The organism is Edaphobacter sp. (assembly GCF_035763405.1).
Classification (GTDB): domain Bacteria; phylum Acidobacteriota; class Terriglobia; order Terriglobales; family Acidobacteriaceae; genus Edaphobacter.
The window spans coordinates 1-16,855 of record NZ_DASUBE010000046.1 but is presented as its reverse complement, the minus strand read 5'-3'; the positions used below and the strand labels follow the sequence as shown (position 1 = coordinate 16,855).

12 protein-coding genes and 1 pseudogene are annotated in these 16,855 nt (G+C 60.7%); 9 read left to right on the top strand and 4 right to left on the bottom strand.

The genetic code is table 11. From position 1 onward, the window contains the following. Nucleotides 1-1,011 carry a substrate-binding domain-containing protein gene (locus VFU66_RS04155; protein ID WP_326444976.1) on the bottom strand — a complete coding sequence of 337 codons (1,011 nt, stop codon included), beginning with the start codon at nucleotides 1,009-1,011 and terminating at the stop codon, nucleotides 1-3. Nucleotides 1,012-1,160: 149 nt separating this feature from the next. Here VFU66_RS04155 and mfd point away from each other — a divergent pair, with 149 nt between their 5' ends. The 3 genes from mfd to VFU66_RS04140 all read left to right on the top strand — a co-directional run bounded on the left by mfd (nucleotide 1,161) and on the right by VFU66_RS04140 (nucleotide 8,093). Further along, nucleotides 1,161-4,877, top strand: coding sequence for a transcription-repair coupling factor (gene mfd / locus VFU66_RS04150; protein WP_326444975.1), 3,717 nt, complete (start codon nucleotides 1,161-1,163; stop codon nucleotides 4,875-4,877). A gap of 559 nt (nucleotides 4,878-5,436) precedes the next feature. Then, entirely contained in the window at nucleotides 5,437-6,852 is a 1,416-nt protein-coding gene (locus tag VFU66_RS04145; protein ID WP_326444974.1) for a bifunctional folylpolyglutamate synthase/dihydrofolate synthase, read from the top strand. Between the two features lie 446 nt (nucleotides 6,853-7,298). Further along, a complete protein-coding gene (locus tag VFU66_RS04140) occupies nucleotides 7,299-8,093 on the top strand; it encodes a lysophospholipid acyltransferase family protein (RefSeq protein WP_326444973.1) in 795 nt (264 codons plus the stop codon). 44 nt (nucleotides 8,094-8,137) lie between these two features. Here the strand turns inward: VFU66_RS04140 and VFU66_RS04135 are convergent, their stop codons facing one another. Both VFU66_RS04135 and VFU66_RS15740 read right to left on the bottom strand, forming a co-directional pair. After that, complete coding sequence (locus VFU66_RS04135) at nucleotides 8,138-9,136, bottom strand: reverse transcriptase family protein (protein WP_326444972.1); 999 nt, start codon at nucleotides 9,134-9,136, stop codon at nucleotides 8,138-8,140. Between the two features lie 106 nt (nucleotides 9,137-9,242). Then, a pseudogene (locus VFU66_RS15740) lies at nucleotides 9,243-9,422 on the bottom strand (helix-turn-helix domain-containing protein); the annotation flags it as partial. Between the two features lie 778 nt (nucleotides 9,423-10,200). Between VFU66_RS15740 and VFU66_RS04130 the strand changes: the two are divergent. Next, the gene (locus VFU66_RS04130) at nucleotides 10,201-11,148 is read left to right on the top strand and encodes an alpha/beta hydrolase (RefSeq protein WP_326444971.1); all 948 of its coding nucleotides are present in this window, start codon (nucleotides 10,201-10,203) and stop codon (nucleotides 11,146-11,148) included. A gap of 246 nt (nucleotides 11,149-11,394) precedes the next feature. Here the strand turns inward: VFU66_RS04130 and VFU66_RS04125 are convergent, their stop codons facing one another. After that, the gene (locus VFU66_RS04125) at nucleotides 11,395-11,862 is read right to left on the bottom strand and encodes a MarR family winged helix-turn-helix transcriptional regulator (protein WP_326444970.1); all 468 of its coding nucleotides are present in this window, start codon (nucleotides 11,860-11,862) and stop codon (nucleotides 11,395-11,397) included. Nucleotides 11,863-12,077: 215 nt separating this feature from the next. Here VFU66_RS04125 and VFU66_RS04120 point away from each other — a divergent pair, with 215 nt between their 5' ends. From VFU66_RS04120 to VFU66_RS04100, 5 genes are all read left to right on the top strand, one after another. Continuing rightward, complete coding sequence (locus tag VFU66_RS04120; protein ID WP_326444969.1) at nucleotides 12,078-12,527, top strand: hypothetical protein; 450 nt, start codon at nucleotides 12,078-12,080, stop codon at nucleotides 12,525-12,527. Nucleotides 12,528-12,628: 101 nt separating this feature from the next. Further along, nucleotides 12,629-13,432 carry a gamma-glutamyl-gamma-aminobutyrate hydrolase family protein gene (locus tag VFU66_RS04115; RefSeq protein ID WP_326444968.1) on the top strand — a complete coding sequence of 268 codons (804 nt, stop codon included), beginning with the start codon at nucleotides 12,629-12,631 and terminating at the stop codon, nucleotides 13,430-13,432. Nucleotides 13,433-13,664: 232 nt separating this feature from the next. Further along, nucleotides 13,665-14,285 carry a 16S rRNA (guanine(527)-N(7))-methyltransferase RsmG gene (gene rsmG / locus VFU66_RS04110; protein WP_414649373.1) on the top strand — a complete coding sequence of 207 codons (621 nt, stop codon included), beginning with the start codon at nucleotides 13,665-13,667 and terminating at the stop codon, nucleotides 14,283-14,285. Between the two features lie 415 nt (nucleotides 14,286-14,700). Next, on the top strand, nucleotides 14,701-15,642 hold the full coding sequence (locus tag VFU66_RS04105; protein WP_326444966.1) for a ParA family protein: 942 nt from the start codon (nucleotides 14,701-14,703) through the stop codon (nucleotides 15,640-15,642). Between the two features lie 93 nt (nucleotides 15,643-15,735). Further along, a complete protein-coding gene (locus VFU66_RS04100) occupies nucleotides 15,736-16,656 on the top strand; it encodes a ParB/RepB/Spo0J family partition protein (RefSeq protein ID WP_326444965.1) in 921 nt (306 codons plus the stop codon). Nucleotides 16,657-16,855: the final 199 nt, after the last annotated feature.

Below are 16,855 nucleotides of genomic sequence, written 5' to 3'. Positions count from 1 at the left end.
CTATGGGTTGCCGGTGACTGGGGCCTGGTTCTGGTGGCTGAGCATGGCGTCTACGTTGGCCTTGTCTACCAGCGCGACGCCGGTGTCGATGAAGGCGGGGAACGGCGCGTAGGGGTCGAGTGCGTAGCTTTGCGCGAGCGGTTTGACGGGGTAGTGGTACACGTCGTCGAGCGCCTTGAGGCCGAGGAACGCCATCGTGTAAGGCTTCTGCGAGATGGTTGAGTCGATGACTCCGTCCTTGACCAGTTGGAGCGTGTCGGCGTCCACGTCCATCGCAATCAGCACGCGGTCGGTGGCGTTCATGCGCTTGAAGCCTTCGGCCACGTTGACGCCTGAGCGCGAGTCGAGGCAGACGAAGCCGTCCACCTTGTCCTTGCCCTTACGCGCCAGATACGCCATGGACTGGTCGAGCGCCGAGCCGGGGTCGGATTTGATGTTGAACACGTCCACGATGTGGATGTCCGGGTAGCTGGCGAAGGCATCCTTATATCCCTTCAGGCGCTCGTCCAGATTGGGCTGGCCGGGGTTGGTGAAGAAGACGATGTTGCCTTTGCCGTTGAGCCGTGCGGCCATGCGGTGTCCGCCCAGGCGGCCTGCCTCCAGATTGTTGGTCCCGATGAAGTAGAGCCGCTCGCTGGTAGGTGCGTCCGAGTCGATGGTGATGACCGGGATGCCTGCGCCGATGGCGGCGTCGATCTGGGGCTGCATCAGGTCCGCGTTGGCCACCGAGACCAGGATGCCCGCCGGTTTGAGCGCGACCACGGACTTGAACTCGTCGGCTTCGGCCTGCGGGTCGAGTCCGGCAGGCCCGCGCGTATCGACCGTGACGCCGTATTGGGCACCCGCAGCGGCGAACCCCGCGGCAGCCGTCTTCCAGTACGGTACGCGCGTGTTGGTGGCAATCAGGTAGTAACGCTCCTTCTTGTTGTGCCGGGTGCATCCGGCGAGCAGCGGCAGCAGGGCGGCGGCGAGCGCAAGCGCAACGGACTTCGTGACGACGTTCCTCTTCATCGGAACCCTCCAGCAGAGATTTCTGCACGGTTAAGATGCTTTGCAGTTCCTCTATCGGCAGCACCGCGCATTAACATTTTTCGCGGGGCAAGATGGTACTCCATACGCGCACACTCTGGCAGGCGGAATTCAACTAGAATCGACCCAGCATGGTTTTACCCTTCGTCCGCGAACTGATCGCGGACCTTGAGCACTCTCAGGCATTTGAGCGTGTACGCACCCACCTCGGCGCGGGCACGGCTCGCCGACGTGTGTCCGGGCTCACCTTTACGGCCCGCGCGCTATACCTTCCCTACTTCGTCCGCGCCGCCAACGCGCCATGCGTCATCCTCGTTGCCGACAACAAGGCGGCTGAGGCGTTGCACGCCGCTGTCGCGAGTGCCTGCGAGTTGACCGGTGCGCTGGCCGCCAGTGCCGTGCTGCGGCTGCCCGCGCACGATGTGCTGCCGTTCGAGAACCTCTCGCCGCACCCGGAGATTCAGGAGACGCGCGCCGCCACGCTGTGGAAGCTGTGCCATCGCGCTGCCGAGCCGCGCCTGATCATCGCGCCCATCGAGGCGGCCTGCATGAAGCTCTTTTCGCGCGACTACTATCGTGCGCTGGCTCTGCACCTGCGCGTGGGCGAAGAGCACATGCCCGACCTGCTGCTGGAGCATCTGCTCTCGGTGGGCTACACGCGCGTGGACGTGGTCGAGATGGCCGGCCAGGTGACGGTGCGCGGCGGCATCGTTGATGTCTACTCGCCCGAGATGGACCTGCCCGTGCGCATTGACTTCTTCGGCGACGAGATCGAGTCGATCCGCAAGTTCGACCCTGAGACCCAGCGTTCGAGTTCGCATCTGGAACACGCGCTGCTGCTGCCCCTGACCGAGACGCCGGTCACGGAAAAGATTCTGACCGCCATCAACGCGCGGCTGACTCGCGCGGGCACGGTGGGCGCGGCGCTGGAAGGCGGCGAAGAGCCCGCAGAGCTTCAGACGCACGTGGCCACGCGCACCGGCGAAGCCACAGTCTTTCCCGGCTGGGAGTTCTTTGCGCCGGTGGCGGGAGCAAACCAGACGTTGCTCGATCTGCTGGGCTCGTCTGCGCGCGTCTTTGTTGAAGAGCCCGCGATGGTGAACAATCAGGGCGAACGATGGTGGAACAAGGTCGAGCAGCGGCACGAGCGGTCGGGCATCGGCAATCTGGTTCGCGCGGAGGACATCTACGTCTCGCCATGGGACATCGAAGACCGCCTGCGCCGCACGCCGGGAGTTGATCTCGATCAGCTTGGCGCGGTGGATGTGCTGGACGCCGACCGCAGCGGGCTTTCGGAGGTGGACTTTGCCACGCGGCCCACGCAGCGGTTTCACGGCTCGATTCCCGCGATGGTCGATGCCATCAAAGGACTGATGCAGCAGGAGGCGCGCATTCTGCTGACTGCGCCGAATCAGGGCGAGGTCGAGCGGCTTGCGGGCCTGCTGCAGGAGTACCACGTGCCCTACCGGCTGGGCTCGCGTGTTGAGCAGCACGGCGGCGAGAACGTCTATAGCGAGTCCAGCCACCTGACCGGCGACCTGCGCACGCCCGTCATCGTGAAGACCGCCATGGCCGCGGGTGTGCAGGTGCTTGACCTGGACCGCGCCACCGCGCGGCAGATGGTGATCTTCGGCGCGCAGGATTTAATCGACGACGCCGACGTGGCCGCGCGTCCGGTGCGGCGCGGCAAATCGAAGACCTCAGCCTTTATCTCCGACTTCCGCGACCTCGCAGTCGGCGACTATGTGGTCCACGTGGAACACGGCATCGCGCGCTACTGCGGGCTGCGCGTGATTGAGGAGAACGATCAGCCGCCGCTGGAGCTGATGATCCTTGAGTTTGCCGACGAGGCGAAGCTCTATGTTCCGCTTACGCGGCTCGACCTGATTCAGAAGTATCGCTCGAGCGAGACCGGCCCTCCGCCCGAGTTGAACCGGCTGGGTACGCAGGGTTGGCAGAAGACGAAAGCGCGCGTCAAGAAGGCCATGGCCGACATGACGGACGAGCTGGTGAAGCTCTACGCGCAGCGGCAGGCCGCGCAGGGAACGCCGTTTTCGCCCGACACCAACATGCAGCGCGAGTTCGAGGACGCCTTCGACTTCAACGAAACCGACGACCAGCTCGCAGCCATTGCCGACATCAAGACCGACATGGAATCGACGCAGCCGATGGACCGCCTCCTCTGCGGCGATGTGGGTTACGGCAAGACTGAGGTGGCCATGCGCGCGGCGTTCAAGGCGGTGCAGGACTCGAAGCAGGTCGCCGTGCTGACGCCGACCACAGTGCTCAGCTTCCAGCACTTCGAGACTTTCAAGCGCCGCTTCGCCAACTTTCCCGTCTCGATCGAGATGATCTCGCGCTTCCGCACGCCGAAGGAGCAGAAGCTGATTCTGGAAAAGGTCGAGGCGGGCAAGGTGGACATTCTGATCGGCACACACCGCCTGTTGTCGAAGGACTTGAAGTTCCAGGACCTTGGCCTGCTGATCGTGGACGAGGAGCAGCGGTTCGGCGTGCGCCACAAGGAGCGCCTGAAGCAGATGCGTGCCTCGATTGATGTGCTCTCGATGTCGGCCACGCCCATTCCGCGCACGCTGCACATGTCGCTGATCGGCCTGCGCGATATGTCGGTCATCGAGACGCCGCCCAAAGACCGCATGGCCATCCAGACGATCGTCGCCAAGTTCGACGAGAAGCTGGTGCGCACGGCGATTGAGATGGAGCTCGAGCGCGGCGGCCAGGTTTACTTCGTCCACAACCGCGTCGAGAGCATCTACGACCTTGCCAGCAAAATTCGCGAGCTGGTCCCGCAGGCGCGCATCGTCATCGGCCACGGCCAGCTTCCTGAAGCAGAGCTGGAGCGCGTCATGCTCAGCTTCATGAACCACGAGTACGACGTGCTGGTGGCGACAAGCATCATCGAAAACGGGCTCGACATTCCGCTGGCCAACACCATCATCATCAACCGCGCTGACCGCCACGGGCTGAGCGAGCTTTATCAGCTAAGAGGCCGCGTGGGCCGCTCGAACCGCCGTGCGTATTCGTATCTCTTAATCCCGCCTGAGACGGAGCTGACCGAGATTGCGCGCCGCCGTCTGGCCGCACTCAAGGAGTTCTCCGACCTGGGCGCGGGGTTCAAGATCGCCGCGCTCGACCTCGAACTGCGCGGCGCGGGCAATATGCTGGGCGGCGAGCAGAGCGGCCACATCGAGGCCATCGGCTTCGAGATGTACACGTCGATGCTCGAAGAGGCCGTGCGCAGGATCAAAGGCGAGCAGGACAAGCCCGCGCACCCGAACACGGTGCTCAACCTGGGCATCAGCGTGCGCATCGACTCGGGCTACATTCCGGAAGAGAACCAGCGTCTGCGCATGTACAAGCGCATCGCCTCTGCGCAATCGCAGCCAGAACTCGAAGAGGTTCGGGCTGAGTTAAAAGACCGCTACGGCACGCCGCCTGAATCCGTCGTCAACCTGCTGGCCGCAGGCGAACTCCGCTTGCAATGCGAGCAGATCGGCATCGCCCAGATCGACCGCAAGCGCACGCTGGTCGAGCACGGAACCGGCGCGAAGAAGACGAAGACCTTCGTCGAGATGCTGCACATCAAGTTCACCGACGTGAACGCCGACCCCTCCTACTTCGCCGACAAGTCGAACAGGGCCGTCGATCCGGGCACGCTGATGAAGCTGGTCAGCCGCAACGCCAAACGCGGCGCGCAGTTCAGCCCAAACGGCACGCTGCGCTGGCCGCTCACCTCTGCGAAGGCTGAAGATGTTCTGAGCGAAACGCGCGCTCTGCTCGACGCGCTCGATCCCGCCCTTCCGCACACACAAACTGAGAGACTGGTGTAAATCCTTGCACACACAAAAAGAGGACCGAGCCATGGCTGGCGCGGCCCCGGAGCTAGGAAAATCGACTTTCTGGTTACTGCGACTACAACCTCAACCTTATGCCGCCTCGGGAATCCCTTTCCCTTTCGCCACCCGGCTGGCGGGCATGTGCTTCTTCAACCACAGGTTCGCTCGCCAACGTCCGATGAACGGGGCAACGGCGACCAGTCCAAAAGCCACTGCTAACGCAATTCGCATAAGAAACATCTCCTTTGTCTATCCCGGAAGTCTCAGCAAAATCGTCCGGGGGTGAACCGGCAGTGCAACCAAGTGCAGGCTTCATTGCTGCTCGACAAGTGCAAAACTTTGCAACTTTGTCGCTGTCCTCACTATCCTCCGGGTGTATCCAACTCGACATCCCACCTTCGTGTTAGTTCTCCAACCTTCGTGTCAGGTTTTTCCGTCCCGGGACTCCCCCATCGGCGTGTTACCAAACAGCAGTGGGCCAGCGAAGACGCAGCGGGTCAGCAAGTTAGCAAGTTACCGCCTTCGGATTCGCCGGCTCGCCTAAAATAGCGGCATGTCTTACGCTGCTGCGGTCGACCACCTTTACGCTCTGGGACACGAACTTCACCCGGCCGAGCCCTCCGCGCCGCGCCGCAAGTTCGAGCTGGCGCACATGCGTGTCCTTGCCCAGGCGCTGGGCGATCCGCAGAAGGCGTTCCCGTCGGTGCTGATTGCGGGCACGAACGGCAAAGGCTCGACGGCTGCTACGCTGGCGAGCATCCTGACTGCTGCGGGCCTGCGCACGGCGCTCTACACCTCGCCGCATCTGATCCGTGTCAACGAACGCATCCAGATCGATGGGCAGCCTATCTCGGACGATGACTTCGCGCGGCTCTATTTCCAGATCGACGACACTGCCCAGCGGCTCGTCAAAGAAGGCGCGCTGCCGCACCACCCCAGCTTCTTCGAGACCCTGACCGCGCTCGGCTTCCTCTACCTCTCGGAGCAGGAGATCGACATCGCCGTGCTCGAAGTCGGCATGGGCGGACGGCTCGACGCGACCAATATCGTCGAGCCTGTGCTCTCGATCATCACCGACATCTCGCTTGACCATCAGGAGTATCTGGGCCACACCATCGCCGAGATCGCCCGCGAAAAGGCAGGCATTCTGCGCGCAGGAGGTACGCTCATCACGCTCCCGCAGCATCCGGAGGCCAACCAGGCCATCGGCGAGGCCGCCGCGACGCTCGACCTTCGCGCCATCAATGCCGCCCGCTTCATCCCCGCGGTCACTCATGTGGACTTGGAAGAAACTCGTGATCCTGAGCAAAGCGGCGAAGCCGCGAAGTCGAAGGACCTGCGGTTCTCTCTCTTCACTCCTAACCGCTACACCCTCACGCTCGACAACGAACCGCTCGATGTGGACTCGCCGCTCACCGGGCATCATCAGCAGCGCAACCTCGCGCTCGCCATCGCCGCCGCCGTCGAGCTGCGTGCGAAGGGCTACACCATCACGAATCAGGCCATCGAAAACGGCATTCGCCGCACGCAGTGGCCCGGCCGGCTGGAACTGCTCCCCACCACGCCGCGCATTCTGCTCGACGTGGCGCACAACCCCGCGGGCGCGTGGACGCTGCGCGCCGCCATCGCGCATCTCCCCGAAGACCAGCCACGCACGCTCATCTTCTCGTGCCTGCGCGACAAGTCGCTCACCGAGATGGCGCAGATCCTCTTCCCACTCTTCGACCGCAGCAACTACCGCCCCTACGACAACATCATCCTGTGCCCGGTGAACAACCCGCGCGCCACTGCGCTCGAAGCCCTCGCCGAGGCTGCCCACGCGCTCGATATCCCCGCCCACGCCGCGCCCGACATCGCCGCTGCGCTCGACCAGGCCCGCGCGCTGACTCCGCCGAACGGCCTCATCATCGCCACCGGCTCGGTCTACCTCATCGGCGACATACGCTCGCTCGCCCTCGCAAAGACTTAAGGAAGGTCTGATTAAGTCCGCGAAGATTCCCTCAGGGGCTAAAGAGGGTGCTGAAAAAGTATCTCGCCGGGAAGAAAGCATACCTCAGCGGCTAAAGCCGCGTTGGTTTTGCAGCGTTAGCGGCACGGCTGAAGCCGTGCCCTTAAGCAAAACTGACTTTTTCAGCACCCTCTAAAGCCCCATTGCATTGAGGGACGTGATGGCGTGGCTGAAGCCACGCCCCTTCCAAGCGAAGACTTAATCAGACGTTCCTTAACTCCGATCCAAACCGATTGCACCGATCCCAAAACAGTACGACGACCACGGATGGACACGGATCTCTTTTATCCGCGTTCATCCGTGTAATCTGTGGCCGTCTTTAAATCGGTGTCATCGGTTTGGATCGGTGTTAAGCCTTCCGAGCGTGCCCATCACTCCGCGCTGAGGTACGATTTCCCTATCGCCTGATGACTCAACCCGCCATCTCCGAGCCCGCCCTCGAAGCTCCGCCTGCGCACCGCGGGCCATCGTTCTTCATGCGCTGGCTGACGTATCTGGTTCTGCTGCCGCTGATCGCTGTGGCCACGATCTTCTTCGGCATGATCTCGCTGGTCTGCGGCCTGTGGGACAAGTCCGGACGCCAGCAGCACTTCATCGCACACCTTTGGGCGCGGACGCTGCTCGTGCTCAGCTTCTCCCGCGTCAAGGTCATCGGCCGTGAGAAGCTCCACCTGCACGAGACCGCCGTCTACGCGGCCAACCACCTCAGCTACATGGACACGCCTGTCCTCTTCTCGCGCCTGCCCTTCCAGTTCCGCATCCTCGCCAAACAGGGACTGTGGAAGGTGCCCTTCATCGGCTGGTATCTTCACCGCTCGGGGCAAGTGCCGGTCGATCAGTCGAGCGCGCGCAACGCTGTCGCCAGCCTGAACCGCGGGGTGGCCACGCTCAAACACGGCCTGCCGCTGGTCATCTTTCCCGAAGGAGGCCGCACCGACCACGGCCGCACCCGCCCCTTCGTCTCGGGAGCGGCATACATGGCCATCAAGGCCCAGGTCCCGCTCATCCCCATCACGCTGATCGGTACCTACGAACTGCTCCCCATCCATACCTACGCGCTGAATCCGCGCCCGCTGGCCATCATCATCGGCGACCCCATCCCCACCACCGGTCTCACCACCCGCGACGCCGACGCCCTCACTCAGCAGCTCTTCACCGCGATTACGACGACGTACATGCAGAGAACAGCGAATAAGGCGTAGGGATCAGAGCGGAAGGGTTTTATGGTGTGCATGGGCTACGCAGGTCAGTTGAACGGGCGACAGGATTTGCTAAACAGCTCAAAAACCGCACGATGATGGACTGGCAGGGCGCTCATCACAGTCTGGAGTTGTGCTTTCAATGACCGGCTGTCTGCCGGACATACCTTGTGGATATAGCGCAGACGACCGATTAGCTGCTCAACATATTTTGCATAATCCTGCGGCGCAACCCTGCCTTCAGCAAGATTGTGAATACCGGCACGTACTTGCCCGATGTAAGTTCTTGGCACACGGACGGCATGTAGACCTGCACGAGTTCCGGTCAACGTCTTGGTATCCCTTGGCCCCATGATCGTGATCTTTCGATGAGAGAACTTAAGACCTTCTTGACGAAATTGCCCGACAGTAATTTGAATGAGTTGCCGGGCGTTTGATCCCGAGAAGGCAAGATCATCAAGCCAAGTTGAGTACATGACTCCAAGCCGGGCGCACTCACTCCGTATACCGGCGTCTATAGACCAAATCAACAAATTTGCAAGTGCCGGGCTTGTGGGGGATCCTTGCGGTAAACGCCGCCGATAAGTTGTCAATTTTGTAAGAAGCTTCGCAATCATTGGCGAGCAACCGAGTACTACAGACCAGACCCGGTAGACATGCTTTGGCGTGATACTCGGGAAGCATTGCTTGACATCGAGAGTAATTAATAACGATGCCTTACGGTGACATTCGGCATTGCCAAAGATCGTCCTCTGCGGTACAGCGCCAAAGATGTGCTCTGGCATCAGGATTGGATGCAATAGTTCTTGATAGATATTCGACTGCAATGCTAGTAACGGGCCGGTTGGACGATCTATTGGCCGAGGCTTCTTGGGTTCTTTCTTCGAAAACCACTGTCGTTTCGCCGAGAGATCGAAAGGGTCATAGAACAACTGCGCGTTTCCAGCCAACTCCTGAAGTCGCTCGACGCTTGTTCCTAGTCGCTGCGCTAACCGTGCGAGATTTCCGAGTCTTAACGGCTGGATTGTCTGCTCGTTGTTCTCCATCGTCATCACCCGCAAACAGAAGTGCCGCCAACGCCTCTGCGATTTCAGAAAGCCTTCGCCCTTCCGACTGTGCAGTATCGCCTTCCTCCGTTGCCAACAAGATTAATAGGTGCAACGGCACTTGGAACGCTTCCGCAAGCTTCTCCAACACTTCACGACTTGGCTCCCGCTTGTTTGCCTCAAGCAACGAAACATAACTGGGATCGGTCCCAAGCCTCTTCGCAAGCTCTCGCTGAGATATATCAGCGAGAGCCCGCGTAACACGTATTGCTTTCCCGTAATTCATGGCATTCCTAAACTGGTACTGAGTCTTCCTTGACAAGACGTTTGGGTTAACTACGCTTTACGAAGTTCTTGACTAACTCTTCGGTAATCGTCCGTACCACTTGATAGATCCAAAACCTATCGAGTGTGGACGACCGTCGAAGTTGACGAATCTTCTTCAAGGCAGTTTCCAACGCATTCCTTTGTTCCGGTTCCAGTCCATCTCGTGTAAGCGCCGCCTGAATGACGGCGACGCACACATTCAAGTCCCTTTGTTTCTTCATACTATTGCTCCTTCTCTCGGCGTGTTACCGAGTGCCGCAGCCGGCGTGCACCGAGTAAGGGATGGATGGAACCAGAAGACTCAGCCATTGTGTGTGCCGCTCCAACGTGCCGCTATCTGCTCCGCTGGATGCGTTATGTTCGTCGTTGCTGACCTGTCCGGACGAACAAAGACGGGTTGTTGCCCCGTCGTCGCGAAGTGTAGACCGCGACCTAATGTCCCAAATGGGACGCAATCATGGTGCATCGTTTCTGCGAGAAGGATTGTCAAAGAGCACTTGCTGTCGAGCGTTACGTCGACCCAGTTCAAACAATACGCACTGAGAGGACGGCTGTCAAGAAAAATGACGACGTGAAATGAAGCATGAATACTCTTGCCTGTTGAGGACCACCCTTCGCCTTCATCTAGCTAAGCGCGTCGAGTGGAAAATGCACAGCCCAGTCCGAGATGAACCCACTCCATCAATAGAGCCCGGCCACGCTGCGGTCGCCGTCTCGATTAAGCTGGCGAGACTGTGATGAAGCCTCTCGTCCTTATCCTCTCGATCCTCTTCGCATTCTCCGCGCTCAACGCGCAACAGGCCGTCTGGCAGCCCTCGTCCGGACATGCGCAAATCCCGATCTGGCCCGGAGCAATACCCGATGCGCGCCCGGCGAAGGGGCCGGAGAAGTCGGTGGCTGTCACAAACGAGCTAGTCGCTGGGAAGCCGTGGATTGAGGTCGAAAATGTCTCGCGCCCCACCATGACGGTCTATTCGCCGAGCGGCACGAACACCGGCGCGGCGGTCGTCGTCTTTCCCGGCGGAGGCTACGAGATTCTCGCCATCGACCTTGAAGGCTCCGAGGTCTGCGACTGGCTCACCTCGAAGGGGATCACCTGCGTGTTGCTGAAGTACCGCGTTCCCGCGCCGCGCTCGTCTCCATACTTTGGCGCGTATCCGCAGTCGCCGATCGCGCTTGAGGACGCGCAGCGCACGCTGGGCCTCATCCGCCTGCACGCCGCCGAGTGGCACATTGACCCGCACAAGATTGGCGTGCTCGGCTTTTCGGCGGGCGGGTCGCTGGTGGCAGAGATCAGCAACCACTTCGCCGAGCGCCTCTACAAGCCCGTCGATGCGGCGGACAAAGAAAGCTGCCGCCCCGACTTTGCCGTGGCGCTCTATCCCGGCCATCTTGCGATGGGCAACAAGCCGCTCAACCTGAACCCGGACATCCGCGCGCACATCACTGCGCAGACTCCGCCGACATTTCTGCTACAGGCCGAGGATGACCACGTGGACAACGTCAACGACTCGCTGGTCTATTACATCGGCCTCAAGAACGCAGGCGTTCCGGTCGAGATGCATCTCTACGCCCACGGCGGACACGCCTTCGGGATGCGCCCCACCAAATTCCCCATCACGCACTGGCCCGCGCTGGTCGAAACCTGGCTCCAGACTATCGGCATGATCGCGCCTCAATCCTGAGTGACTGGGCCGCGTGCCTGCACGAAAGACTTAACACTGATTGTCACCGATGAACACTGATCTTAAAAGCAACCGCGAAAAAGCAACCGCGAAGACGACCACGGATTCGCACGGATTTGCGCGGATTGAGTTTCTCATCCGTGTGATCCGTGAAATCCGTGGTCGTTATTGTTTTTGTCTCTAGAATCCGCGCTTATCGGTGCCAATCGGTGTTGGGCGTTAGGCCGGGTGCCCCATGCTTTCATTTCATCTCGACTCTCCTTCTGCAATCTCTGTTGTGGCCAAACCGGCAATTTGATTGGCAGAACGCATCATGGCGTCCCAGGCGCCATCTCCCATTCCCTGTTCAAGCCGCGTTCTCAGACGCGCCTGCACCTCTTCCCACACGGGCGTTGCGCGCTCGAGCTTGCGTTGCCCTGTTTTGCTCAGGCTCAGCAGGCGCTCGCGCCGATCCTTGCCGCGCCGCTCCCGCACCCAGCCTTCGCGCACCATGATGGCCAGCGTCCGCGTCAGCGTCGTGCTGTCGATGGCGAGGATCTGGCCAAGCCGCCCCTGTGACACCTCGCCGGTGCGCGTCAGCACCTGCAGGGTCGTCATCTGCGTGGCCCTGAGACCAAGCGGCCGCAGGGCCTCTTCATAGGTCTGCGTCAGCGCGCGGGCTGCCCGGCGGAAGCTGCCGCACAGACACGGCAATGCTGGAATCGAATCGCTCATATCGAAATAGATGCATATACATCTATTCAAGGTCACGAAAATTTATCGGGGAACAGTAGAAAAATCTCCACCTCTTCTCCCCCAAAAGTGTTATCCGGCGATCGAAAGTTTCCGGTCTGGTTACTTCAGTTGCAACGTAGCATGAGAGCAACCGGAGCCAGCCGTCGGCACCAGCGACGGCACCGGTCTTCCGGCCTCTATGAATGAGGTGAACAATGCGATTCCTCCCCACTTGCATCGTCCTCTTCGCTGCGTCTGCAACTGTTCCTTTGCTCGGCCAGAGCAGCACCGTCCAACACAATGCCCAATCCAACCTGGTATCGACCGCCGGCTCATCCCATGCCCCGGCCGCTGCTCCCACACCTGCTCCCACCCCTGATGCTGCTGCTCTCCGTTCCGACATCAACCAGCAGGACAGGATCATCAAGCAACAGATCGACGCGCAGCAAAACCTGCTCAAGAAAAACCAGGAGATGATGAAGCAGGCCAAGAAGCTCGACGAGAAGAACAAGAAACTGGCCGAGAAGAACCGCAAGCTCGAAGCCGCAAACCGCGCCTTCGACGCCGAGAAGAACGCCCTCAACGCCAAAAACGCCGCCCTCGCCCAAAAACACGAGGACCTGAAGGCCGCCGAGAAACCGATCACCATCGACGCTGCCAAATAGGGACTCGCCAACACCGGGGTGTCCTGTTCATGCAGCCGGAGCATGTCCGTTGCCGCGTTACGAACTGGCAACGGACATCGCACTGCTGATAACGTGGAGTCATGCGGCCGCGCATCGCCATCCCGGTCCCCACCAGCCACAATCCTGAGTACAACCAGCGGTCGTGGCATACCTACGCAGACGCGGTGGAACGCGCTGGAGGCGAGCCGGTCCAGATCCCCCTCAGCGGAACCCCGTCCGATATTGCCAATCTGATTAACACCTGTCAGGCCGTCCTGCTGCCCGGCTCGCCAGCCGACGTCAACCCCCACAAGTTCGGCCAGGAGCCGGTGCCCGAGTGCTCGCCAGCCGACCCGGCGCGGGAGAACGTGGATGAGTTGCTCATTCAGGATGCCCACAACCTCTATAAGCCGATCCTCGCCGTCTGCTTCGGCGCGCAGTCTCTGAATGTCTGGCGCGGCGGCACGCTTGTCCAGCACCTTGTGCCCATGCCGGTCAACCATCCCGCTGGCCGCAACGTCGCTGTAGCCCACACCGCGGCCATCGCGCCCGACTCGGTTCTTGGCGGCATCCTTAAAGAGGGCACCCCTGCTGAAGCCCCGGAGCAGGACGGTTTTCTCCGCCTGCCGGTCAACTCCAGCCACCACCAGGCCATCGGCATCCCGGGTGATGGTCTTCGCGTCACCGCACGCTGCCCGCAGGATGGCGTTATTGAAGCTGTCGAAGGCGGGTTGGCCAGCAACCCTGAAGGCGCGGCGCATCCACACTGGGTGCTCGGCGTGCAGTGGCATCCGGAGCGCAGCTACGACCTCAGCCCTGCCTCGCAGTCCATCTTCCGGCGCTTTGTCTCTGAAGCCGCTCACTGGACGCCCCGGCCCATCCATACCTCGGTCGCCAAGTCTTGAGATCGATGCGCTGAATTGTTCCACGTGGAACAATTTGGAACGGCCTAACATCGGCTGGCATCGAGGAACACCGATCTTAAAAGCAACCGCGAAGACGACCACGGATTAGCGCGGATTGAGTTTCTCATCCGTGTGATCCGTGAAATCCGTGGTCGTTATTGTTTTTGCCTCTAAAATCTCCGCTTATCGGTGCCAATCGGTGTTAAGCCGTTCGCATCCGGTCTCCCGTAAAATGTTCCACGTGGAACAATCTGCACTTTCCGCGTCTCAAATCAGTGCGCTTCTAACCCCGTACCTGCCCGAGGTGCCGGATGGGATCGCCACGCAGCTTGCTGTTTATCTCGACCTGCTGCTCAGATGGAATGCCCGGACGAACCTGACCGCTATCCGCGAGCCGGAGGAGATCGTGCGCCGTCATTTTGGCGAAAGCCTCTTCTGTGGGCTTCATGTCGGCCGTCAAACTGAGACATTGCTTGATTTAGGCTCGGGAGCCGGGTTCCCCGGGCTGCCCACTGCGCTGCTTCGCCCGGAGATTGCCGTTACGCTGGCCGAGTCCCAGAACAAGAAAGCCACTTTTCTGCGCGAGGCCGTTCGCACCCTGCAGCTTGGCGATGTCGAGGTCTGGGCCGGACGAGCGGAGGCCCTGCCTGAGACGCGCCGGTTCGATACCGTCACCCTCCGGGCCGTGGATAATATGGCTGTCGCTCTGGTCGCCGCCGTTCCGCGCGCCGCGCGGGAGATCCTTGTGCTGGGCAGCACTGTGCCGGGGTTTCCTTCAGATTTCGCCCTTCAGCCGCCGATTCCTATTCCCGGTGGGCAGGCCAGCTTCCTCTTCCGGGCCGTCCGAGGGTAAGCCGAGGGTAAGCATTGTTCCACATGGAACAATTTGGGAAGGCTTAACACCGATCCGCGCCGATTTAAAGACCAAGGACGACCACGGATAACGCGGATTGGCACGGATTTTTTTTGATATTGCCCAAAGCGCAGCAAAGTGATCCAACTGCGTGTATCGATGTCAAATTGTTCCACGTGGAACAATTTGCCTTATCCGTCTTCATCCGCGTTATCCGTGGTCGGTCTTTAAAGATCGATGCCATCGGTGCAAATCGGTGTTAAGCCTCTCCCGCGATAAAAGTTTTCCACACCGAATGGCGCCCAAGCCCTTCATTTCCCCCCGCAAATCCGGGGTTCCACACGTTCTCCACAGGCGGGGACACTTCTTCAACATTGCCTCCGGCGCGGCTGCCCGATAACCTTCTCCTACGCAGATGATCACCATTCACCCAGCCGACAAACCTGCTCCAGAAGCCCCGGCGGAGGCTAAGCCGGAGGCGCGCTCCAAGGTCATCGCCGTCGTCAACCAGAAGGGTGGCGTGGGCAAGACCACGACGGCCATCAATCTGGCCGCTTCGCTGGCGCTCGAAGGGCTTCCGACCCTGCTGATCGACTGCGATCCGCAGGCCAACTCGACTGGCGGCCTGGGCTTTGCGCGCGACGACGACCGGCACAGCATCTATAACGTCCTGTTGAACCATGCTTCGCTGGACGAGGCGCTGCTGACGGCTGGAATCGACAACCTGAAGCTCATCCCTTCGAGCAAGAACCTGATTGGCGCGACGATTGAGTTGATTGCGGCCGAGCGGCGCGAGTACAGGCTGCGGGAGGCCATCGAGCCGGTGCGTGCGCGCTATCCATTTATTATTCTGGATTGTCCGCCTGCGCTGGACCTGTTGACCCTGAACGCGCTGGTGGCCGCCGATGGTCTACTGGTGCCGATGCAGGCCGAGTACTTTGCACTGGAAGGCATTTCGGAGTTGATGAGCACGCTCGACCGCGTGACCCAGACGTTCAACCCGAACCTGGCGCTCGAAGGCGTGCTGCTGACCATGTACGACGAGCGCACGAACCTGGCTGTGCAGGTGACGGAGAACCTGAAGGCGTTCTTCGACGACAAGCTGCTGAAGACGAGCATCCCGCGCAATATCCGACTGGCAGAGGCGCCGAGCCACGGCAAGCCGGTCGCGGTGTATGATGCCAAGTCACGCGGGGCCGAGGCTTACAGGGAGCTGGCACTCGAAATTCTGGCCCGTAACAATATGGAGAGCCCTGAGGTGAAGCGTCGCAGGGCGGCGGCAGCGGCAGCGGCCAGTTCGCTGAAGTCGTTCCAACAGCCGGAGAAGAAGCGGTTCTGGAAGAAGGACAGGGCTTAGGGATTAGGGCTTGGGGATTAGGAAAGGCAGATTCCTCCGCAGCGCTGCGGAATGGAAATGCAAAAGCTGCGGAATGAGATTGGGAGAGTAACGATGGCAACGGCTACACAAGAGACTAAGCATGATCCGAAGCGTCGCGCCCTGGGCAAGGGGCTGGAGTCTCTGCTGCCTGCACGGCCTGCGGTGGTGGGGCAGATTCAGGCTCAGGCTGCGGAGTCTGCCGGGAAGCCGATGGAGATTCCGCTCGACCAGATCGACCGGAACCCGTTTCAGACGCGCTCGCACTTTGACGAGGCCCAACTGAATGAGCTGGCGCAGTCGATTTCAGCCAGTGGTGTAGTGCAACCTATTGTAGTTAAAAGAGTTACGTCTGGACGTTACCAGTTGATTACGGGGGAGCGGCGTTGGCTGGCCAGCCAGAAGGCGGGCAAGCAGACGATTCCGGCGGTGATCCGGCAGGTCTCGGACGAGCAAACGCTGGAGATGACGATTGTCGAGAACCTTCAGCGGGCGGACCTGAACCCGATTGAGCAAGCCCATGCTTTTCAGCGACTTAGCCAGGAATTTCAGCTTACCCAGGAGCAGATTGCGATCCGCACGGGCAAGGAGCGGGCGTCGGTGGGCAACTTCGTCCGGTTGCTGCGGCTGCCGGAGGGGTTGCAGAAGAAGGTCGAGACGGGCGAGCTTTCGTTCGGCCATGCGCGGGCGATTCTGGCGCTGGATACGCATGAGGCGATGACGCAGGCCGCGCAGAAGGTGATGGCCTTGTCTCTTTCGGTGCGCCAGACGGAGAGCTATATTCAAGGGCTCATCAACCCGGAGGCGAAGCCGCTGAAGAAGGACGAGAAGCCCGCGCAGCCGGAGGACCCGAATGTGCGCGAGGCGCAGGAGCAGTTGCAGCGCAGGCTCGGGCTGAAGGTGCGGATCGAGGACAAGCGCGGCAAGGGCAAGGTGATTATCGAGTACGCGAACATCGAGGACTTCGACGCGATTCTTGGGGCGCTGGCGGGGTAAGGCAGGGATCAGGGCTTAGGGAAGGTCTGATTTAAGTCCGCGAAGATTCTCTCAGGGGCTAAAGAGGGTGCTGAAAAAGTCATTGGCGAAGAGAAAGGCGTACCTCAGCGGCTAAAGCCGCGCTGATTTTGCGGTACTTGCGGCACGGCTGAAGCCGTGCCCTTAAGCAAAACGGACTTCTTCAGCACCCTCTAAAGCC